The sequence below is a fragment of the Streptomyces sp. TS71-3 genome, assembly GCF_018327685.1.
In the GTDB taxonomy this organism is placed as follows: domain Bacteria; phylum Actinomycetota; class Actinomycetes; order Streptomycetales; family Streptomycetaceae; genus Streptomyces.
Genome location: NZ_BNEL01000001.1, coordinates 331607 through 352147, shown reverse-complemented (window position 1 = coordinate 352147; position 20541 = coordinate 331607). Strand labels below are relative to the sequence as shown.

Annotated in this window: 15 protein-coding genes and 2 pseudogenes; 6 read left to right on the top strand and 11 right to left on the bottom strand. The window is 70.6% G+C overall.

Features of this window, described 5'->3' with window-relative positions; translation table 11 throughout:
- Positions 1-95 precede the first annotated feature (95 nt).
- From Sm713_RS01555 to cseC, 4 genes are all read left to right on the top strand, one after another.
- Positions 96-638 carry a SigE family RNA polymerase sigma factor gene (locus tag Sm713_RS01555; protein WP_212907906.1) on the top strand — a complete coding sequence of 181 codons (543 nt, stop codon included), beginning with the start codon at positions 96-98 and terminating at the stop codon, positions 636-638.
- A 176-nt stretch (positions 639-814) separates the two neighbouring features.
- The gene (locus Sm713_RS01550; RefSeq protein WP_212907905.1) at positions 815-1456 is read left to right on the top strand and encodes a hypothetical protein; all 642 of its coding nucleotides are present in this window, start codon (positions 815-817) and stop codon (positions 1454-1456) included.
- Positions 1457-1627: 171 nt separating this feature from the next.
- Positions 1628-2371 (top strand): two-component system response regulator CseB, encoded by a 744-nt coding sequence (gene cseB / locus Sm713_RS01545; protein ID WP_212907904.1) that lies wholly within the window; start codon positions 1628-1630, stop codon positions 2369-2371.
- Between the two features lie 7 nt (positions 2372-2378).
- Complete coding sequence (gene cseC / locus Sm713_RS01540) at positions 2379-3848, top strand: two-component system sensor histidine kinase CseC (protein WP_212907903.1); 1470 nt, start codon at positions 2379-2381, stop codon at positions 3846-3848.
- A 256-nt stretch (positions 3849-4104) separates the two neighbouring features.
- Here cseC and Sm713_RS01535 read toward each other — a convergent pair whose 3' ends face one another.
- Positions 4105-4551, bottom strand: coding sequence for a VOC family protein (locus Sm713_RS01535; RefSeq protein WP_212907902.1), 447 nt, complete (start codon positions 4549-4551; stop codon positions 4105-4107).
- A 322-nt stretch (positions 4552-4873) separates the two neighbouring features.
- Positions 4874-6487 (bottom strand): MDR family MFS transporter, encoded by a 1614-nt coding sequence (locus Sm713_RS01530; protein ID WP_212907901.1) that lies wholly within the window; start codon positions 6485-6487, stop codon positions 4874-4876.
- A 164-nt stretch (positions 6488-6651) separates the two neighbouring features.
- Here Sm713_RS01530 and Sm713_RS01525 point away from each other — a divergent pair.
- Positions 6652-7221, top strand: a pseudogene (locus tag Sm713_RS01525) (TetR/AcrR family transcriptional regulator); the annotation flags it as partial.
- Between the two features lie 183 nt (positions 7222-7404).
- On the opposite strand, the gene Sm713_RS01520 reads toward Sm713_RS01525, so the two are convergent.
- Positions 7405-8193, bottom strand: a complete 789-nt coding sequence (locus Sm713_RS01520) for a M23 family metallopeptidase (RefSeq protein ID WP_374196024.1) — start codon at positions 8191-8193, stop codon at positions 7405-7407.
- A gap of 515 nt (positions 8194-8708) precedes the next feature.
- Between Sm713_RS01520 and Sm713_RS01515 the strand changes: the two genes are divergently transcribed.
- Positions 8709-11858 carry an NACHT domain-containing NTPase gene (locus Sm713_RS01515; protein ID WP_212907898.1) on the top strand — a complete coding sequence of 1050 codons (3150 nt, stop codon included), beginning with the start codon at positions 8709-8711 and terminating at the stop codon, positions 11856-11858.
- A 98-nt stretch (positions 11859-11956) separates the two neighbouring features.
- Here the strand turns inward: Sm713_RS01515 and Sm713_RS01510 are convergent, their stop codons facing one another.
- The 8 genes and pseudogenes from Sm713_RS01510 to nadC form a co-directional block, all read right to left on the bottom strand.
- Positions 11957-14482 (bottom strand): ATP-dependent Clp protease ATP-binding subunit, encoded by a 2526-nt coding sequence (locus Sm713_RS01510; protein WP_212907897.1) that lies wholly within the window; start codon positions 14480-14482, stop codon positions 11957-11959.
- A gap of 745 nt (positions 14483-15227) precedes the next feature.
- On the bottom strand, positions 15228-15566 hold the full coding sequence (locus Sm713_RS01505) for an Lsr2 family protein (RefSeq protein WP_212907896.1): 339 nt from the start codon (positions 15564-15566) through the stop codon (positions 15228-15230).
- Between the two features lie 227 nt (positions 15567-15793).
- Positions 15794-16324, bottom strand: a complete 531-nt coding sequence (locus Sm713_RS01500) for an amino-acid N-acetyltransferase (protein ID WP_212907895.1) — start codon at positions 16322-16324, stop codon at positions 15794-15796.
- A gap of 9 nt (positions 16325-16333) precedes the next feature.
- Complete coding sequence (locus tag Sm713_RS40035) at positions 16334-16924, bottom strand: BlaI/MecI/CopY family transcriptional regulator (protein ID WP_249416487.1); 591 nt, start codon at positions 16922-16924, stop codon at positions 16334-16336.
- A 283-nt stretch (positions 16925-17207) separates the two neighbouring features.
- Entirely contained in the window at positions 17208-17438 is a 231-nt protein-coding gene (locus Sm713_RS01490) for a hypothetical protein (protein WP_212907894.1), read from the bottom strand.
- A 13-nt stretch (positions 17439-17451) separates the two neighbouring features.
- Positions 17452-18201, bottom strand: a complete 750-nt coding sequence (locus tag Sm713_RS01485; protein WP_249416032.1) for a hypothetical protein — start codon at positions 18199-18201, stop codon at positions 17452-17454.
- Positions 18202-18668: 467 nt separating this feature from the next.
- A complete protein-coding gene (locus tag Sm713_RS01480) occupies positions 18669-19466 on the bottom strand; it encodes a type III pantothenate kinase (RefSeq protein ID WP_212907893.1) in 798 nt (265 codons plus the stop codon).
- Between the two features lie 68 nt (positions 19467-19534).
- Positions 19535-20539 (bottom strand): annotated as a pseudogene (gene nadC / locus Sm713_RS01475) (carboxylating nicotinate-nucleotide diphosphorylase); the annotation flags it as partial.
- Between the last annotated feature and the right edge of the window lie 2 nt (positions 20540-20541).

Genomic DNA, 20541 nt, shown 5'->3' with positions numbered 1-20541 from the left:
GCCGCGGGCGGCGAACGGACGGACCGGACCTCACCGGACGGCACCGGCGGGCACCCGCGGACGGCAGGCAACGGTCTGAGCGGAGGCGGTTGGAAATGGTGCACGGCGAGGTGCTTGAGTTCGAGGATTACGTACGCACCCGGCACGACGCCCTGCTGCGCAGCGCCCGCCGCCTGGTCCCCGACCCGGTCGAGGCGCAGGACCTCCTGCAGACCGCGCTGGCCAGGACCTACGGCCGCTGGGACGGCATCGCCGACAAGCGGCTCGCCGACGCCTACCTGCGCCGTGTCATGATCAACACGCGTACGGAGTGGTGGCGGGCGAGGAAGCTGGAGGAGGTCCCCACCGAGCAGCTCCCCGAAGCGGCCGTCGAGGACTCCACCGAGCAGTACGCGAACCGCGCGCTGCTGATGGACGCCATGCAGGTGCTGGCACCCAAGCAGCGCAGTGTCGTGGTGCTGCGACACTGGGAGCAGATGTCCACGGAGGAGACGGCCGCCGCTCTCGGCATGACCGTCGGTACGGTCAAGAGCACGCTTCACCGCGCGCTGGCCCGGCTCCGCGAGGAGTTGGAGAGCCGCGCCCGCGAGACGCGCGCGGTCGAGGAAGACGAGGAGAGGGAGCGTTGCGCGGCCTGAGCACACGGCGCCCCGGCGCGGACGGGGCCGGCGCGAACGACGCCGACGCGGGAGACGCCGATGCGGAAGGCGCCGGGGTGGGCCACACCGGCGTGGGCGACCCCGGCCATGGTCACGCCGGCGCGGGCCGCCGCGGCCCCCGCCCGTTGCCGTTCCGTCGAAGCCGCATCAGCCGCATGAGCCGCCGGTGCGGGCCGGGCCCCGTCCGGGCCGCCGTGGCGGTGGCCTCGGCCGCGTCCCTGGCGCTGATCGCCGGCTGTTCCACCGGCGGCACCGGCACGCGCGACGAGGGCCCGGCGCGCACCGACGAGGTCGGGCACGCCGCCGCGCCCTCCCCCACGCCGACCGCGGCACCCGTGCCCGCCAAGGACCGGATCGACCCGGTGAAGCTGGTGCTGGCCGACACGAAGGTGAGCCCGACGGTCAAGAAGGGGCTGAGGCCCTGCCGGACCAACGGCTACCCCGTCGACGTCTCCTACGGCAAGCTCACCGGCCCCTCGTCCTCCGACGTCCTGATCAACGTGATGACCTGCAACTCGGTCGGCGTAGGGTCGTACGTGTTCCGGGAGGACAAGGGTCGCTGGGAGAACGTCTTCCAGGACGAGGAGCAGCCCGTCTACGCGACGATCGACCGCGGTGACCTCGTGGTCACGCAGAAGGTCTACGAGCAGAGCGACTCGGTCACGTACCCCTCCAGCGAGGACGTGATCACCTACCGCTGGTCCGCGTCGGCCGGCCGCTTCACGGAGCAGGACCGCACGCACAACGAGTACAGCAACGCGGTGGGCGGCGACAAGACCGCGCCCGCCGACAACTGAACGCCACGCGGCAAGCGGCGAGCGACGTGCGGCATGCGGCGTGCGATGTGTGGTGTGCGGCACGCCGGGGCAGGGCGGGGCAGGGCGGCAAGAGCCCGGCACACGGCAACGGTGGACGGCACGGCGGCGGGCGACCGGCGGCGGGCGGTCCGGAGGGAGCGGCGGATTCGGATGACCCAGCGAACGGCAGAGCCCACCCATGTCCTGTTCGTCGAGGACGACGACGTCATCCGCGAGGCCACCCAGCTCGCCCTGGAGCGGGACGGCTTCGCGGTCACCGCCGTGCCGGACGGCCTGTCGGGTCTTGACGCGTTCCGCGCCGACCAGCCGGACATCGCGCTGCTCGACGTGATGCTGCCGGGCCTGGACGGGGTGAGCCTGTGCCGCCGGATCCGCGACGAGTCCACCGTCCCGGTGATCATGCTCTCGGCGCGCGCCGACTCCATCGACGTCGTACTGGGCCTGGAGGCGGGCGCGGACGACTACGTGACCAAGCCGTTCGACGGTGCCGTGCTGGTCGCCCGGATCCGTGCGGTGCTGCGCCGCTTCGGGCACGCGAGCGGAACGGCCGCCGGTGCGCGGCAGGGGCAGGCCGGGGCCGCGCCGGGGTACGGCGACGAGGGGCCGGCGGGCGTGCTGCGCTTCGGCGACCTGTCGGTCGACACCGAGGGCATGGAGGTGCGCCGCGCCGGTGAGCAGGTGGCGCTGACGCCGACCGAGATGCGGCTGCTGCTGGAGTTCTCCACCGCTCCGGGCACGGTGCTCTCCCGCGACCGGTTGCTCCAGCGCGTCTGGGACTACGGCTGGGGCGGCGACACCCGCGTCGTCGACGTCCACGTGCAGCGGCTGCGCACGAAGATCGGCCAGGACCGGATAGAGACGGTCCGCGGTTTCGGCTACAAGTTGAAGGCCTGACCCGGACATGCGGGATCGCACCTCACCGGCCGTGGCGCCCGGGAACACGGAGCGGGACGCTCGCCAGGACGCGGGCTCCGCGACGGCGTCCGGCCCCCGTCCAGAGCCCCGGCCCCGGCCCCGGCTGCGCGCCAGGCTGCTCGGCCGGCTGCTCGGCCGACTCCGGCTGCGTACCGGCGTGCGGTGGAAGCTCAGCGCGGCGATCGCCGCGGTCGGCGCGCTGATCGCGCTCGCGCTCAGCCTGGTGGTGCACAACGCCGTGCTGGTCTCCGTGCTGGACAGCTCGCGCGACGTGCAGGACGAGCGGATCCAGTTCGCCCAGCGGATCTACGAGTCGACGGGACGCCGGCAGTTCGGCACGACGGTCGACGACCCCAAGCTGCCGCACGCCCTCATGGAGAAGGCGGCGCAGGGCCGGCGGGCCACGTACGTCTCGGACGGCACCTCCAGCGGGCCCGACGTGTGGGCGGCGGTGCCGCTGAAGGACGGGCACGTGCTGTCGCTGCACACCCGGTTCACCGAGGGCAGCCGGCGGGTGCTTGACGACCTCGACAAGGCCCTGATCATCGGCTCGATCTCGGTGGTACTGGGCGGCTGCGCGCTGGGCGTGCTGATCGGCGGCCAGCTCTCGCGGCGGCTTCGGAAGGCGGCCGTGGCGGCGGGCGAGGTCGCGCGGGGGCAGGTGGACGTCCGGGTGAACGAGGCCATCGGCGGGGTGCTGCACGACGAGACGGACGACCTCGCGCGGGCCGTGGACGCCATGGCGGACGCGCTGCGGCAGCGCCTGGAGGCCGAGCGCCGGGTGACCGCGGACATCGCGCACGAGCTGCGCACCCCGGTGACCGGGCTGGTCACCGCGGCGGAACTGCTGCCGCCGGGCCGGCCGAGCGAGCTGGTCAAGGACCGTGCGCAGGCCCTGCGCACGCTCGTCGAGGACGTGCTGGAGGTGGCACGCCTGGACAGCGCGGCGGAGCGGGCCGAACTGCAGGACATCCTGCTGGGCGAGTTCGTCGCCCGCCGGGTGGCCCTGCTCAAGCAGGACGTGAGGGTGCACGTCGCCCACGAGTCGGAGGTCACGACCGACCCGCGGCGTCTCGAACGGATCGTGGGGAACCTGCTGGCCAACGCCGGGCGCCACGGCAGGCCGCCGGTCGAGGTGACCGTGGAGGGCCGGGTGATCCGGGTCCGCGACCACGGCCCCGGCTTCCCTCCGGAGCTGGTCGCGCGGGGCCCGAGCCGCTTCCGCACCGGCAGCGCGGACCGGGCCGGCCACGGGCACGGCCTCGGTCTGACCATCGCGGCGGGGCAGGCCCGGGTGCTCGGGGCCCGGTTGACGTTCCGGAACGTCCGCCCGCCGGGGGTACCCGACGACGCCCCCGCCGAGGGTGCGGTAGCCATCCTCTGGCTACCGGAACACGCCCCGACCAGCACGGGCAGCTATCCGATGCTCCAGATTCCGCCGCAGCCGGAGGAGTAACGAGGCGGCGGCACCTCGCGGAGGCCCCCCTGGCTCGGGGTGCGGCCCCGCCCTGGCGTGGCGCCCTGGCGTAGGGCTGTGTTGATATGCGGCTCCGCCGCGAGGGCGCGACAAGCCACGGCGAGACCCGCCCGTCGCCACCCCACGCAAAGGGGCCGTTCCTGTCGTTTCGGGACCACCCGCCGGCGGTGGTTGCTCGCGCAGTTCCCCGCGCCCCTTTCAGGGGCGAGCCCCCACAGTGGGGGCGACGGGGCCGCTAACAAGCCCAGTCCTTGTCCAGGTCCAACCCCTCCGAGCGGGCCTGCGTGAACGAGAACCAGTTCCCGGAGTCATCACGGAACAGCGCCTCCGTACCGTACGGCCGCTCCTGGGGCTCCTGCACGAACTCCACCCCGCGCGCCTTGAGCCGCTCGTAGTCCCCCCGCACGTCGTCGGTGCGGATCACCCCGGCACCGAGCATGCCCTTGCTGATCAGCTTCTTGAGCGCCTCGGCCGACTCGGGATCCATCGCGTTGGCGCCCGGCACCATCAGCGTGAGCTCCACGTCGGGCTGGTCCTTCGCGCCGACCGTGAGCCAGCGCATGCCGTCCTCCCCCATGGTCATGTCCTGGCGGACCTCAAGGCCCAGCTTCTCGGTGTAGAACTCCTTGGCCCGGTCCTGGTCCAGAACCCAGACAGTCGCGATGGCGAGTCCCTTGATCATTTCGTGCTCCCGCAGGTCAGGGGGGTGTTCCGATGTCCCCGCAACGGTAGCCAGCGCGCACCGCGGTCCGCTTCTCCAGAATTGCGCTACCTGCCGTAGATGCCCGGACCGGCACTCCCGCCGCCATCCCGGCCGGCACTCCCCTCGGCGTCCGGAACAACGCTCCCGGAACCGGGCTCTCCCCCACCCTCCGACAACGCCACCACCCGCGCACCCGGCAGCGGCCCGCGATGACCAGGACGGCGGCCCGCGATGACCGGCCATGGCTGGGCCCCCGGGCGCAGTACCGCGCTCCGGGGCCCTCAGGCCGAGAAGGCGCTGATCAGACGGCCTCTGCCACCGTCCGGTCGCGCTGCGCGGTGTCCCCTTCCGCGCCCTCGGCCGGCTTACCGGCCCCCGAGGAGTTCTCGGGTCCCGCGCCCCGCAGCGGGATCTCCTTGACGAATATCGCCCCGAGCAGGGCGATCACGGCCACCACGGCCCCGAGGACGAACGCCGAGTGCGTACCCGCCGACACCGCGTGCTGGTAGGCGTCGCGGGCACCCGCGGGCAGCTTGGCCAGGCTGGCGGCGTCGAGCTGGGCCGACTTCTCGGTGATCTTGCCGCCTATCGCGCCGGCGCGTTCGGCCATCACGTCCTTGACCCTGGAGTTGAAGAGCGCGCCCATGACGGCGACGCCGAAGGACGAGCCCAGCGTCCGGAACAGGGTGGCGGACGAGGAGGCCACGCCCATGTCCTTCATCTCCACGCTGTTCTGCGCGACCAGCATGGTGATCTGCATCAGGCAGCCCATGCCCGCGCCGAGCACCGCCATGTACACGCCGGAGGTGAAGCGCGAGGTGCCGGTGTCCATCAGGGACATCAGGAAGAGCCCGGCGATCATGAGGATGGTGCCGACGACGGGGAAGACCTTGTACCGCCCCGTGCTGGAGGTGACCCGGCCCGCGACCAGCGAGACGGCCAGCATCGCGAGCAGCATCGGCAGGAGCAGCAGGCCGGAGTTGGTGGCGGAGGCGCCCTGCACCGCCTGCTGGTACAGCGGCAGGAAGAGCGTCGCCCCGAACATCACGAAGCCGGTGACGAAGCCGATGACCGACATCAGGGTGAAGTTGCGGCTGCGGAAGATGTGCAGCGGCATGACGGGCTCGGATGCTTTCGTCTGCACGAACACGAACCCGATCAGGGCGGCCACGCCGATGGCGATGAGCTCCATGATCATTGCGGAGTCCCAGGCGTACTGGCTGCCTCCCCAGGTGGTGACCAGCACGATCGCGGTGATGCCGACGGTCAGCAGGCCCGCGCCCAGGAAGTCGATCCGGCCCTTCACCCGCTTCTTCGGCAGGTGCAGCACCGCGCTGACGGCGAGCAGGGCGACGATGCCGAGCGGCAGGTTGATGTAGAACGACCAGCGCCAGCCCAGGTGGTCCGTGATGGTGCCGCCGACCAGCGGCCCGCCGATCATGGCGACGGCCATCACCGCGGACATCATGCCCGTGTACTTGCCGCGCTCCCGGGGCGGGATCAGGTCACCGATGATCGCCATGACGCCGACCATCAGACCGCCGGCACCGAGGCCCTGGATGGCGCGGAACCCGATGAGCTGTCCCATGTCCTGCGACATGCCGCTCAGCGCGGAGCCGATGAGGAAGATCACGATGGAGGCGAGGAAGCTTCCCTTGCGGCCGTACATGTCGCCGACCTTGCCCCAGATGGGGGTGGATGCGGCGGTGGCCAGCGTGTAGGAGGCGACCACCCAGGACAGGTGATCGAGACCGCCGAGCTCGCCTACGATCGTGGGCATCGCCGTACCGACGATCATGTTGTCGAGCATCGCGAGCAGCATCGCGATCATCAGAGCCAGCAGGATGACTCGCACGCTGCGCGGCTGTTTGCCATCCTTCGGTACGGCATCTTCCACGTGCTGGGCCTGTGACATGGCCACCACTCCCCCCGGGGCTGTTTAAAGGAGACGACTCGAGACGGCCGGACCGGCGACGACGACACTTACTTGCCGCCCGGCTAGCTGACCGCACGAAAGCAAGGTAATCTGAACACTAGCCGGGCGTCAAGTAAGTTCCGGGGCTTGAGGAGTCACCCACGATGGACGGCAGCAAGCAGCAGCGGCGCGGCAACACGCGCCAGCGCATCCAGGACGTGGCCCTTGAGCTCTTCACGGAGCACGGCTACGAGAAGACCTCGCTCCGCGAGATCGCCGAGCACCTGGATGTCACGAAGGCGGCGCTGTACTACCACTTCAAGACCAAGGAAGACATCCTCATCAGCATCTTCGAGGACATCGGCCGGCCCATGGCGGACCTGATCGAGTGGGGCAAGCAGCAGCCGCACACCCTGGAGACCAAGCTCGAACTGCTCCGCCGCTACAGCGAGGCGCTGGCCACCGCCGCCCCCATGTTCCGGTTCATGCAGGAGAACCAGGCGACGGTGAAGGAGCTGATCCCCGGCGAGTTGTTCAAGCAGCGGATGTTCGCGATGTACGACCTGCTGAAGGAGCCGGGCGCCGACCTGACCGACCAGGTCCGCAGCATCACCGCCATCTTCACGATGCACGCCGGGACCTTCACCCTCAGGGAGGCCGAGGGCAGCCCCGAGGAGAAGCGCGAGGCCGTCCTGCGGGTCGCGATGGACCTGGTCGCCCAGGCGCACTCGGGCGAGCCCGCGCACCCCGCCGAGGCCGCCCGCGCCCACTCCGGCGAGGCCGGGGAGGCCACCGGGCCAGGGGTCCGCAAGGCGGACGGGGACGCGGCCACCGGGACGCACGACGGCGGCCGGTGAGAAGTCACCGGCCGCCGTACGCAGCCCTCGTCAGGGGGTCCCTGCGGTCCCTCTCGTCCCTCAGACCTTCAGGCCGTGGTGGGACAGGAAGGTGACGGGGTTCACAGCAGAGCCGTAGTTCGGCGTGTGGCGGATCTCGAAGTGCAGGTGCGGACCCGTCGTGTTGCCGGTGTCACCGCTCAGGGCGATGTGCTCGCCGGCCTTCACCTTCTCGCCGACGTGCACGTCGATCTGCGACAGGTGCGCGTACTGCGAGTACGTGCCGTAACCGTTGTAGATCACGATCGCGTTGCCGTACGCCGGACCGTCGCCACCGCCGTTGGGACCGGCCTTCACGACGACACCGCTGTGCGCGGCGCCCACCGGAGTGCCGACCGGCACGGCGAAGTCCTGGCCGGAGTGCTTGTGCGACCACAGGCCGCCCGCCTGGTCGAAGGACGCGGTGAGCTTGTAGTGGTGCACCGGCCGCACCCAGGTGAGCTTCTTGCCGTGGTGAGCGTTCTTGTGGTGGTCGCCATGCCGGCCACCGCCGCGGTGGTCACCCTTGCCGTGACCCTTGTCGGCACCCCGGCCGGCGTGGTCGTGGCTGTCGTTGCCGCCCTTGTGGTGAGTGTCGTCGCCACCCTTGTCGTGGCTGTCGTGGTGCGCGTCGGACGCCTGGTAGGACACGGGGACGAGCTGGGTAGAGGCAGCGGGCTCGGCCGGCGCGTCATGCACGGCGGGGCCGCCGTCCGCAGCGGCCGAGACCCCGGCTCCCAGCGCGGCCGAGGCGCCCACGCCCGCGGCGACGATGGCCACGCGGGTACGGAGCCGGGACGCGGCGGGACGACGGGACAGGGCACGCTTCAGCATTCTGATACCTCCGGACATAAATGGACCCGGCGGAAATCACGCCTATTGACGTACAAGCCGGGCTGGCCACCCCTTGGTAACCCGACCCCCGCCCCGCGACCAAAACCCCCACTTACTAAGCCCGCCCGTAGCGACCACGCCGGGAATACCCGACATACCACCCATTTGATAACGCAATAAATACGGTCAAACACAAATGAAATAGGTCACACACCTGCCAAGCCCAGGCCTCCCACCGGCCCCACCGCACCTCACGCGCACCACCCGCGGCAATCCGCCCCACTGGTTTCCCACACCACCGAAACCGCTACGACTATCCGGCCTCGTAGGCACGGACACCGCTGTGTGGCACGTCACCGGCGAGGCACCGGAGAAATCCGGGAAATGTGATGTGGGCTACGTGGGGCCGCCCGGAAAGGGACCCGGGGCATTGGCGCGGACCCGCACCGCCCACCGGGGCTACCCTCGTCGCGTCGGCACGCGGCTGACGCACCGTATCCGGGGGGACACGCATGGAGCCCGCAGTTCTCGGCAGCCGGCTGGCGTCGAGCCTGATGACACCGCTGGTCAGGAAGCTCTTCGTGGCGCCGGGACCAGGCGCGGGGCTGGCCGACCGCCCAGTGCGGCTCGGCCGCCTCGTCTCGTTCCGCGGCGAGCAGCGCACCCTCACCGAGCGGGACGTGCGGGGGCTCGCCCGGACTCTCGTAGACCGGGCGACGGACGCGCCCGGCGAGCGCCCCTTCCCCGCGGACGAGCAGGAAGCCGTCGTCGAGGCCGTCACCCGCGCCCTGCTGGCCTTCGGCGAGCTGGACATGGACGACGTCCAGGCGGTGCGGCTGGGCCACCGCGACCTTGCCCGCACGCTCCTCGCCGCGCGCCGGTACGACGGCGGACCGCCGCCGCGGGACGGCCTGTCGGCAGACGCCGCGCTCTTCGTGGAGTCGGCCGTCGAGTGGGCCTGCCTGCACGTCCTGCACTTCTTCACCCAGCGCTCCACCTTTGTGGCGCGAACGCTGGTGGAGCAGAGCCGCGGGCAGGCCGAGCTGATCGCCAGGGTCGACGAGCTGATCAGGCGCACCCCGCTCCCGGACACCCGCGACGCCACGTTCGAGCGCGCCTACCGGGCGTACATCCGGGGCCGGCACGGCAGGCTGACGATCTACGGCATCGACCTGAGCAATTCCCCCGGCAGATGGCCCCTCGACGCGGCGTACCTGAGCCTGGAGGCGACCGCGCCGGAACCGGTCGTGTACCACGGGGCGGGGCCGGAGGAGCACATACGGCACCCCCACCCCACCGGCCCGGCCCCCGCCGACCAGGCACTCGCCGCGCACCAGCGGGTCCTGCTGCGCGGGGCCGCGGGCTCGGGCAAGACGACTCTGGCGCAGTGGCTGGCGGTCTCGGCGGTCGCCGAGGAGCCGTCGACTCAGATGGCCTACCTGAACGGCAGGGTCCCGTTCGTGCTGCCGCTGCGCACCCTCACACGGCACGGCGAGCGGCTCCCGTCCCCCGCGGGCTTCCTCGCCGCCGTCGGCTCACCGCTCGCGGGCAGCCAGCCCGACGGCTGGGAGGCGCGGGTGCTTGCGGCGGGCCGCGGCCTGCTGCTCGTCGACGGCATCGACGAGGTACCGGAGGCCGAGCGGGCCCGCGCCAGGGCCTGGCTGGGCGAGCTGGCCGAGACGTATCCCGGCAACCGCTGGCTGGTCACCTCGCGCCCCTCCGCGGTCCGCGAGAACTGGCTCGCCGACGACCGCTTCACCGAACTCACCCTCACCGCCATGAACCCGTCGGGCGTCGCGGCCTTCATCCGCCGCTGGCACACCGCCGCCCGTACCGGCGACCCCGCCGAGGACGCCCAGCTCGACGCGTACGAGACCCAGCTCCTGGACGCCGTAAGGGGCAAGCCCGACCTGGGCCGGCTCGCGACCAACCCCCTGATGTGCGGCCTGGTGTGCGCACTGCACCGGGACCGCCGCGGCTACCTCCCGCACGGGCGCAAGGAGCTGTACGAGTCGGCGCTGTCCATGCTGCTGACGCGCCGCGACCGGGAGCGCGACATGGCGGGCCCCGAGCTGAGCGAGGAGCCGCAGCTCCAGCTCCTGCAACGCCTCGCGTACTGGCTGATCCGCAACGGCCGCACCGAGATGGACCGGGAGCGGGCGGAACGCACCATCGCGGAGGTACTGCCGGCGGTCCCCGCGGCGGCGGCACTGGGCGACGCCCCGGACGTGCTCCGGCACTTCCTCGTCCGCACGGGCCTGCTCCGCGAGCCGGCCCCCGGCACGGTCGACTTCGTGCACCGCACGTTCCAGGACTACCTGGGCGCGCGGGCCGCCGTGGAGTCCGGCGACTTCGGCCTCCTCGCGGAGCACGCGGCGGACGACCAGTGGGCGGATGTCATCCGCATGGCGGTCGCCCAGGGGCGGCCCCGGGAGCGGGCGGAGCTGCTGCGGCTGTTGCTGGAGGCAGGTGACGTCGCCCCGGACGACCGCACCCGCGCCCGAGCGCACCTGCTGGCGATGGCATGCCTGGAACACGCGACGGAGCTGGATCCTGCGGTACGGGCGGCGGTGGAGGAGCGGGCTTCGGGGCTGATACCTCCGCGGTCGGACGACGACGCGCGGGCCTTGGCGGAGGTGGGGCCGCTGGTGCTGGAGCTGCTGCCGGGGCCGGATGGCCTGTCCGACGAGGAGGCCGTGCGGGTGACGGGCACGGCGGTCCTGATCGGCACGGAGGCGGCGCTACCGGTGCTGGCGCGGTTCCGGTCGTTTCCCGCTTCCCGTGTGCGCGTGCTCCTTTCACGCGCGTGGGACCGATACGACACCGATCAGTTCGCCGACGAGCTCCTGTCCGGGCTCAGGACCGACGACATCTACATCAGCGCCCACTCGCGCGAGCAGTTGCGCGCTCTGGTTCGGCTCGGTCTCCGTCCACGGCTCAATGTCTACGGTGACTACACGGCGGAGGAGCTCCTGAACCATCTGCCGTCGGGGATACGCGACCTCTCCCTTCTGGACAACGAGAAGCTGGGGTCACTGCGCTTTCTCAAACAGCTGGGTGCACTGCGGCGTCTCACTCTCGCCCGTTGCCCGAACGTGGCTGATCTTTCGCCCCTGGCCGAAACGGCGATCCACGACCTGTCGTTGCGGGGCCTGCCCGGGGTCCGAGGTCTGGGCGGCCTCACCGCACTCACATCGCTCATGGTGAACCAGCAGCTTCCGGGAAGCTGCCTCGACGCGCTGCCCCAAGAGGCTCCTCTCACCCTTCTCAACCTCGACAACGGTGCTGTCGCCACCACGGGCCTACGTGGGCTGAGCCGTTGGGTGGGGCTGAAGCATCTGGCCCTCGGTGAGGAGATGGGTCCCCTGGAGGCCGGGGACTGGGCCGAAGTAGCCAGTCTGCCGGAACTGCGCACTCTGTTTCTCCACCGCGATGCGCTTCCTGCCCTGACGGCGGTCGTCCCGTTGCCCGGCGTCGAACACCTCACCGTCTACCCCGTCAACGCCGGCACCGATCTCACCGCGCTACCCCGCCTTCTGCCCTCCGTGCGCGAGGTGCGTCTGAACCTCGACGGGAGCGACGGCTCCAGCGCGGAGCACTACACCCGTGTCTTCCCAGACGTCCAGGTCACCCTCGTCAAGCCACTCACATCGCCGTTCTGAGTCCCGGAACGAGAAAGGGGGCTGCCCCCGAACCCGTCCCAGGATCCGGGGGCAGCCCCAACGCCTCCACGAGGCATCGTGCGCACCGCGCGGAGCGGCTACGCCTCCTTGCTCAGGTTCGGCCCAGCCCCACCGGCCGCCTGCTCGACGGGCGGCATGTCCGGCAGTGCCGTCTTCTCCTCGCCGCGGAACGTGAAGGTCTTGGCGTCGCCCTCACCCTCCGTGTCGACGACCACGATGTGACCGGTACGCAGCTCGCCGAAGAGGATCTTCTCGGAGAGCATGTCCTCGATCTCCCGCTGGATCGTCCGGCGCAGCGGCCGGGCGCCCAGGACCGGGTCGTAGCCCTTCTTGGCGAGCAGCGACTTGGCGTTCGCGCTGAGCTCGATGCCCATGTCGCGGTCCTTGAGCCGCTCGTCCACCTTGCCGATCATGAGGTCGACGATCTGGATGATGTCTTCCTCGGTCAGCTGGTGGAAGACCACCGTGTCGTCGACACGGTTCAGGAACTCCGGGCGGAAGTGCTGCTTCAGCTCGTCGTTGACCTTGGCCTTCATGCGCTCGTAGCCGGTCTTCACATCGCCCTGGGCGGCGAAGCCCAGGTTGAAGCCCTTGGAGATGTCCCGGGTGCCGAGGTTCGTGGTCATGATGATGACCGTGTTCTTGAAGTCGACGACCCGGCCCTGGGAGTCGGTCAGGCGACCGTCCTCCAGGATCTGCAGCAGGGAGTTGAAGATGTCGGCGTGGGCCTTCTCGACCTCGTCGAAGAGGACCACGGAGAACGGCTTGCGGCGCACCTTCTCGGTGAGCTGGCCGCCCTCCTCGTAGCCGACGTATCCGGGCGGGGAGCCGAAGAGCCGGGAGACCGTGTGCTTCTCGCTGAACTCCGACATGTCGAGGGCGATCAGCGCGTCCTCGTCGCCGAAGAGGAACTCGGCGAGCGTCTTGGACAGCTCGGTCTTACCGACACCCGACGGGCCCGCGAAGATGAACGAGCCACCGGGGCGCTTGGGGTCCTTCAGGCCCGCACGCGTACGCCGGATGGCCTGCGAGAGCGCCTTGATGGCGTCCTGCTGGCCGATGACGCGCTTGTGGAGCTCGTCCTCCATGCGCAGCAGGCGGCTGGACTCCTCCTCGGTGAGCTTGAACACCGGGATGCCCGTGGCGGTCGCCAGGACCTCGGCGATCAGCTCGCCGTCGACCTCGGCGACGACGTCCATGTCGCCGGCCTTCCACTCCTTCTCCCGCTTGGCCTTGGCGGCGAGGAGCTGCTTCTCCTTGTCGCGCAGCGAGGCGGCCTTCTCGAAGTCCTGCGAGTCGATCGCGGACTCCTTGTCCCGGCGGACGGCCGCGATCTTCTCGTCGAACTCGCGCAGGTCCGGCGGTGCGGTCATCCGGCGGATCCGCATCCGGGAGCCGGCCTCGTCGATCAGGTCGATCGCCTTGTCCGGCAGGAAGCGGTCCGAGATGTACCGGTCGGCCAGGGTGGCGGCCTGGACCAGGGCCTCGTCCGTGATGGAGACGCGGTGGTGCGCCTCGTAGCGGTCGCGCAGGCCCTTCAGGATCTCGATGGTGTGCGGCAGCGACGGCTCCGCGACCTGGATGGGCTGGAAGCGGCGCTCAAGGGCGGCGTCCTTCTCCAGGTGCTTGCGGTACTCGTCGAGCGTGGTGGCACCGATGGTCTGCAGCTCGCCGCGGGCCAGCATCGGCTTGAGGATGCTCGCCGCGTCGATGGCGCCTTCGGCGGCGCCCGCGCCGACCAGGGTGTGCAGTTCGTCGATGAACAGGATGATGTCGCCGCGGGTGCGGATCTCCTTGAGCACCTTCTTCAGGCGCTCTTCGAAGTCACCGCGGTAACGGGAGCCGGCGACCAGGGCACCCAGGTCGAGGGTGTAGAGGTGCTTGTCCTTGAGGGTCTCGGGCACCTCGCCCTTGACGATCGCCTGGGCCAGGCCCTCGACGACGGCGGTCTTGCCGACGCCGGGCTCGCCGATGAGCACCGGGTTGTTCTTGGTACGGCGGGACAGCACCTGCATGACCCGCTCGATCTCCTTCTCGCGCCCGATGACCGGGTCGAGCTTGGACTCCCGAGCGGCCTGGGTGAGGTTCCGGCCGAACTGGTCGAGGACCAGGGACGTGGACGGAGTGCCCTCCGCGGGACCGCCGGCGGTGGCGGTCTCCTTGCCCTGGTAGCCGGAGAGCAGCTGGATGACCTGCTGCCGCACCCGGTTGAGATCGGCGCCCAGCTTGACCAGGACCTGGGCGGCGACGCCCTCGCCCTCGCGGATCAGGCCGAGCAGGATGTGCTCCGTGCCGATGTAGTTGTGGCCGAGCTGAAGGGCCTCGCGGAGCGACAGCTCCAGGACCTTCTTGGCACGGGGAGTGAAGGGAATGTGGCCGGACGGGGCCTGCTGGCCCTGGCCGATGATCTCCTCCACCTGCTGGCGGACAGCCTCAAGCGAAATCCCGAGGCTCTCCAGGGCCTTAGCGGCGACACCCTCACCCTCGTGGATCAGGCCCAGGAGGATGTGTTCGGTGCCGATGTAGTTGTGGTTGAGCATCCGGGCTTCTTCCTGAGCCAGGACGACAACCCGCCGCGCGCGGTCGGTGAACCTCTCGAACATCGTTAATCGCTCCTCAGAGCGGTCAGGCAGTAAGGGGACGCTCCCCTCCCTGTCCTTCCGCAGCTTAGTCCCGCAAGCGGGGACCGCTCATTCCAACTGCCGACATCTGTCCGGATGACCCCCGCCCAGACGGGGAAACCAGCAGCCGAACCGCCGGCAATTGCTCCAACCCGATGGTGCGAGACGATGTTCCCGCAGGCCAGGCATATAGCCTCGTCTCCAGTACGCCGATGGCGAACGTGAGCCGTGCCCGTCCTGCGTGTCGCCCCTCCCCACTAGGGATGTCTTACCCGCGGCCACGGACAGTCCATGCGGCGCACCCCCGTTCCCTCCGCTACGGGCGAACACCCTTCCTGCGGTCTTGCGCTCCCACGCGCCCCCGTTTATCCACGGACCGCGATCGAACGGGGACGTGGCGTGACTCTCCGTCGCTGCTCGCGCGATCCCTGAGGCTGCTCCGGACGGCTCTGAGGGGCGTTCCGGAGGGGTGGTTCGTGGGGCGGGCTTCCCCGCACGGCCGGGGGGCGGGCTTCTCCCCGTACGACCGGGGAGCGGGCTTCCCCTGCCCGCGGGCGCTCCGGCGCTGCCGCCGCGACAGCGCCGGGCAGACGGCCCCGCTCACGCCTCTGGGGCCATAACGACTCGCAGGGGGCCGCCATATGGGTGCGACCCCCCGGTTCCCGGTGCGAGCTCCTGCCGGCTCCCCCTGCCGGCTCCGCCTTCTCCTGCCGCCGAACGCCTCCGCTCAGCGGTGGGCGTCCTCGTAGGCCTGGCGGATGTTCGCGGGGACGCGCCCCCGGTCGTTGACCTCGTAACCGTTCTCCTTGGCCCACGCGCGGATCTGCGCCGTGTCCTGGCTGCTGCCGGACGCCGCCGCACGCGCCTTGCCACGACCACCCGAGGCACGGCCGCCGGTACGGCGCCCACCCTTCAGGTAGGGCTCCAGCAGGCCGCGGAGCTTGTCCGCGTTGCCGGTGGTGAGGTCGATCTCGTAGCTCTTACCGTCGAGGGCGAACGTGACGGTCTCGTCCGCCTCGCCACCGTCGAGGTCGTCGACAAGAAGGACCTGAACCTTCTGTGCCACCGCAATTTCCTTTCATCGATAACGTACGGGCCGGTGTCCCCGCGGCTCCGGCCGCTGTTTCGCCGTCCCCTTGTTATATGCACTACTGCAGTACCTCGGAAAGCAAACCGCTTTTCCCGGAAAAACACAAACCCCTGACAGCGGCCATGGCCCCCAAGGACCCTGGAAACATGCGCGTTTCGGACATAGGGCACCGGGCCGAGTGACGGCGGGAATACCCTCGGCGATCACAGATGCAGAAGCATGCGGCTGTTGCCCAAGGTGTTCGGTTTCACCCGTTCGAGACCCAGGAACTCCGCAACGCCCTCGTCATAGGAACGCAGCAGCTCGCTGTAGACATCCGTGTCGACGGGGGTCTCGCCGATCTCGGCGAAGCCGTGCTTGACGAAGAAGTCGACTTCGAAGGTGAGGCAGAATACGCGCCGCACACCGAGCCAGCGGGCGGTCTGGAGCAGCTTCTCCAAGAGGTGGTGTCCGACCCCGGTGCCCAAGACCTGGGGATGCACCGCGAGCGTGCGGACTTCCGCCAGGTCTTCCCACATCACATGCAGCGCGCCACAGCCCACGACCTGCGCGTTGTCGTCACGTTCCGCCACCCAGAACTCCTGGATGTCCTCGTAAAGCGTCACCGTCGCTTTGTCGAGCAGGATGCCCTTGCGGACGTAGCGGTCCAGGAGGCGGCGCAGTTGCGGGACATCGCTCGTCCTGGCGCGCCGGACAGTAAGGGCTTTTGCGGTGACTTCGGGCTGTGCTGGCATGCCCGGACGCTATCGCCCGGCCTCCGAGTGGAGGGAGCCGGGGTTCTGCGGCGTTCCGTTCCCGGAAGGCGGAGCGCTCTCACGGCGTTCGCCGTTCGAGGCGCCTTCCTTGGCTTCGCCGTTCTCCGGCTCCGCGACTTCGGCGTTGTCCGCCTCCGCGACTTCGGCGTTCTCCGGCTCCGCGACTTCGGCGTTCTCCGGCTCCGCGACTTCGGTGTTCTCCGCCGCATGACGCATCTCGGCGTCTTCGGCGTTCTCCTCGGGCGCCGGGCTCTGGTGTGCCTGGACGATGCGCATCGCATCACCGAGCGCTTCACGCTGCTGCGGCGACATCATCCCGAAGAACGCGACGAGAGCGGCTGCCGGGTTGTCGCTGTGCGACCACGCTTCGTTCATCAGGGCGGCCGCGTAGGCGGGCCGCGTGGAGACCGCCTCATATCGATAGGCGCGGCCTTCGGCCTCTCGGCGCACCCAGCCCTTCTGATGAAGATTGTCCAGGACGGTCATCACCGTGGTGTAGGCGATGGTGCGTTCCCGTTGCAGGTCTTCAAGGACTTCTCGAACGGTCACGAGGCGGTTCCACTTCCAGACCCGCGTCATCACCGCGTCTTCGAGTTCTCCCAAGGGCCGAGGCACATATGAACAATAGCCCTGAAAGTTGTGAATAGCATAATGAACGTGCCTTGCGGTGAAAATACCGACAAATAGGACCACTCGCGGATGTCTTCGGAGCCCGGCGGTGTCAGCTTGCGGGCAGGCGGGACGGGCGACACCGGAGGGCTTCCGGGCAGCCGGGAAACGGTGCGGCGCAGCCCAGGCTGACGGGCGCGCCCGTGGGCACCCCTGTGGGCCGCCCGTGGTGCCGCCGGAACGTATCGGGTGCTCAGCCCTGGGCGTCGCCCTTGGCGCCTTCCGTGGTGGCTGCGCCCGCGGCGGCGGCCGTGCGCTCGGCCGCCGGGTGCGGCTCCTCGCCACGTGCCGCGAGGGCGGCGTCGACGGCGGCATCTTCCTTGGCCTTGTTCGCCCCGCCCTGGCTCTTCACCATCGTCACGATCACGCCGATGAAGAGCGCGGCCATCACCACCGGGGGCACGAGCGCAGAGACGTATTCCATGACCCCAGGGTAGCTACCCGGCCGCCCGCTGCTCCGGCGGGTTCGAGGGTGGCGCGGGCCGGCGCTTGGGCGGGAAGACCTCGGCGGGGGTGGGGACCGGCCGGCCGGGCCGGCCGGGCTTGCGGGGCTTCCCCTCGCCCTCCCTGTCCGGCTCGGCGGCGGGCTCCGGCTCGGAGGTCGTCCCCGGCTCGTCCTCGGGGCGCTTCTCGGTGTCCGGCTCCTGCGGCTCGGACGGCTCCGAGGGCTCGGCTGCGAGCCCGCCCGGCAGGGCCTGGAGCCTGCGCCGCGAGCCGGGCACGACGGTACGGCGCGCGGAGGCGGCACCCGGGACGGACTCGGCACGGGCGGCCGGGAAGGCGGCGCGGTCGCTGAGCGGGACGTTCATGCTCTCCTCCAGGACGGCCCGGCACCGTTCGAGCAGCGCGGCCGCGGCCGGATTGCCGCGCAGTGCGCGCAGCGCGGCGAAGTCGTCGGGGTCGGGCCGGTACGCGGCGTCCAGCGCCTCGCCCAGGAGCGACAGGTACCCGCTCGCGGTGCCCGGCAGGGCGGCACGGTAGCGAGCCAGATCGTCGAACAGGAACGCACGGAACCGGGCGCCCTCGCGTGCCGCCTCGTCGAGGGACTCTGCGAGGCGGTGGCAGTCCTGGACGTCCTGCACCGTGGCGGAGCTGGGATGGAGGGCGAGGGCGAGGGCACGGCGGAGCACGCGCAGCTCCGCCGGAGCGAACGCCATACCGCCGCGGGATCCGTAGGGCGTGGGCATGTTGTGACGATAGGGGCTAATCCGACAAATTTGTCTTACCACGCATACCCCGGCGTTGCGTTGCGCCCCGTTCGGGGCGCGGATACCCGGCGATCGGTCACCCGAGGCGTTTACGTCCCGCGCTCCTGCGTGCGCAGCCCCGGCATCCGGTGCCCCGGCCATGACGCCGACCCTCCGGGTCGATCCCCGTCCCCGTGGGGTGGCCTCTGATTCATCCGGACCACCTGCCGGAAGGGGTGCTCGCGCAGTTCCCCGCGCCCCTAAAAAGACGGGGCTTCGCCCCGGTCAGGGGCGCGGGGGACTGCGCGGCCGGCCGCAACGTGACCGGCACGTCGCCGGCGGCCCAAAGGGGCAGTCTCTGCCGTGTCCGGGCCACCGGCCGGTGGGAGCTGATCGCTCCCCCACTGCTTGAGGACGTGGGACAGGGCACCGGGGTGCCCCACCCGGGTCGCGCCCCCGACAGGGGACTAAAGCCGGGACACGTTCCGTTCGTACACCAGGCGTAGCCCGATCAGGGTCAGCCACGGCTCGTGCTCGTCGATCACGGATGCCTCGCCGAGCACCATCGGGGCCAGCCCGCCCGTGGCGATCACCGTCACGTCGTCCGCGTCCTCCGACAGCTCCCTGGCCATCCGTCGCACCACGCCGTCGACCTGGCCGGCGAACCCGTAGACGATGCCCGACTGCATGGCCTCGACCGTGTTCTTGCCGATCACGCTCCGCGGCCTGGCCAGCTCGATCTTCCGGAGCTGCGCGCCGCGCATGCCGAGCGCGTCGACGGAGATCTCGATGCCGGGCGCGATCACGCCGCCCGTGTACTCGCCGCGCGCGGAGACCGCGTCGAACGTCGTCGCCGTTCCGAAGTCGACGACGATCGCCGGGCCGCCGTAGAGGTCGACCGCGGCGACGGCGTTGATGATGCGGTCGGCGCCGACCTCCTTGGGGTTGTCCATGAGGATCGGCACCCCGGTCTTGATCCCGGGCTCCACGAGGACGGCCGGCACGTCGCCGTAGTACCGCCGTGTGACCTCGCGCAGCTCGTGCAGGACGGAGGGCACCGTCGAGCAGATGGAGATGCCGTCGATGCCGTCGCCCAGGTCCTCGCCGAGCAGCGGGTGCATGCCCATGAGGCCCTGGAGCAGCACGGCGAGCTCGTCGGCGGTGCGCCGCGGATCGGTGGAGATGCGCCAGTGCTCGACGATGTCCTCCCCGTCGAAGAGGCCGAGCACGGTGTGGGTGTTCCCCACGTCGATCGTCAGCAGCATGACGCCTACTCAGCCCCGTCCCGGGACGTGCCCGTCCCCTCCGTCTCACCGCCAGAAGCCGCGCTCCCGTCCGCCTCCCGCAGATCGAGACCGATGTCCAGGATCCGCGCGGAATGCGTGAGCGCCCCCACCGAAAGATAGTCGACTCCCGTGACGGCGTACGCACGGGCGTCGTCCAGCGTGAGGCGCCCCGAGGACTCCAGGAAGGCGCGCCCGTCGACGAGCGCCACGGCCTCCTCGGTCTCCACGACGGTGAAGTTGTCCAGGAGGATCAGGTCGGCGCCGGCGTCCAGCACCTCGCGGAGCTGGTGGAGGGTGTCGACCTCCACCTCGATGGGGACCTCGGGGAACCTCTCGCGGACGGCGGCGAACGCCTGGGCGACGCCGCCGGCGGCCACCACGTGGTTGTCCTTGACGAGCGCCGCGTCGGACAGGGACATGCGGTGGTTGACGCCGCCGCCGCAGCGCACGGCGAACTTCTCCAGGGCGCGCAGCCCGGGCGTCGTCTTCCGGGTGTCGCGGACCCTCGCCTTGGTGCCGTCCAGGGCGTCCGCCCACGCGCGCGTGGCGGTCGCGATGCCGGAGAGCCTGCACAGGATGTTGAGCGCGCTGCGCTCGGCGGTGAGCAGGTCGCGGGTGCGGGCGGTGACCGTCAGCAGCGGCTGCCCGGCGACGATCCGGTCGCCGTCCTCGGCGTGCCGCTCGACCTCGAACTCCTCCGTGCACACGACGGACAGCACGGCCTCGGCGATGTGCAGGCCCGCCACGACGCCGTTCTCCCGGGCGATGAAGTCGGCGGTGGCGACGGCTTCCTCGGGGATGGTGGCGACGGTGGTGACGTCCACGCCCTCGTCGAGGTCCTCCGCGACGGCCAGGTGGGCGATGTCCTCGACGAGCACGGGGTCGAGCCCCTCGTCGGCCAGGAGCTGCGCGAGCGCGGGGTCGAGACCGCACTCCATGGGGTCGTACTCCTCCTCGGACGCCTCCGCGCCGGCCTCGCCGGAACAGCCGCAGCCGCCCTGTGCGGGGCCGGAGGGAACGCGGGGAACGCTGGGAAGGCTGCTGTGGCTCACGG

Bases quoted from the DNA above. Each gene is read 5' to 3' on its own strand.
- Sm713_RS01555 (WP_212907906.1), top strand. From the start codon at position 96: ATGGTGCACGGCGAGGTGCTTGAGTTCGAGGATTACGTACGCACCCGG.
- Sm713_RS01550 (WP_212907905.1), top strand. From the start codon at position 815: ATGAGCCGCCGGTGCGGGCCGGGCCCCGTCCGGGCCGCCGTGGCGGTG.
- cseB (WP_212907904.1), top strand. From the start codon at position 1,628: ATGACCCAGCGAACGGCAGAGCCCACCCATGTCCTGTTCGTCGAGGAC.
- cseC (WP_212907903.1), top strand. From the start codon at position 2,379: ATGCGGGATCGCACCTCACCGGCCGTGGCGCCCGGGAACACGGAGCGG.
- Sm713_RS01535 (WP_212907902.1), bottom strand. From the start codon at position 4,551: ATGATCAAGGGACTCGCCATCGCGACTGTCTGGGTTCTGGACCAGGAC.
- Sm713_RS01530 (WP_212907901.1), bottom strand. From the start codon at position 6,487: ATGTCACAGGCCCAGCACGTGGAAGATGCCGTACCGAAGGATGGCAAA.
- Sm713_RS01515 (WP_212907898.1), top strand. From the start codon at position 8,709: ATGGAGCCCGCAGTTCTCGGCAGCCGGCTGGCGTCGAGCCTGATGACA.
- Sm713_RS01510 (WP_212907897.1), bottom strand. From the start codon at position 14,482: ATGTTCGAGAGGTTCACCGACCGCGCGCGGCGGGTTGTCGTCCTGGCT.
- Sm713_RS01500 (WP_212907895.1), bottom strand. From the start codon at position 16,324: ATGCCAGCACAGCCCGAAGTCACCGCAAAAGCCCTTACTGTCCGGCGC.
- Sm713_RS40035 (WP_249416487.1), bottom strand. From the start codon at position 16,924: ATGACGCGGGTCTGGAAGTGGAACCGCCTCGTGACCGTTCGAGAAGTC.
- Sm713_RS01490 (WP_212907894.1), bottom strand. From the start codon at position 17,438: ATGGAATACGTCTCTGCGCTCGTGCCCCCGGTGGTGATGGCCGCGCTC.
- Sm713_RS01485 (WP_249416032.1), bottom strand. From the start codon at position 18,201: ATGCCCACGCCCTACGGATCCCGCGGCGGTATGGCGTTCGCTCCGGCG.
- Sm713_RS01480 (WP_212907893.1), bottom strand. From the start codon at position 19,466: ATGCTGCTGACGATCGACGTGGGGAACACCCACACCGTGCTCGGCCTC.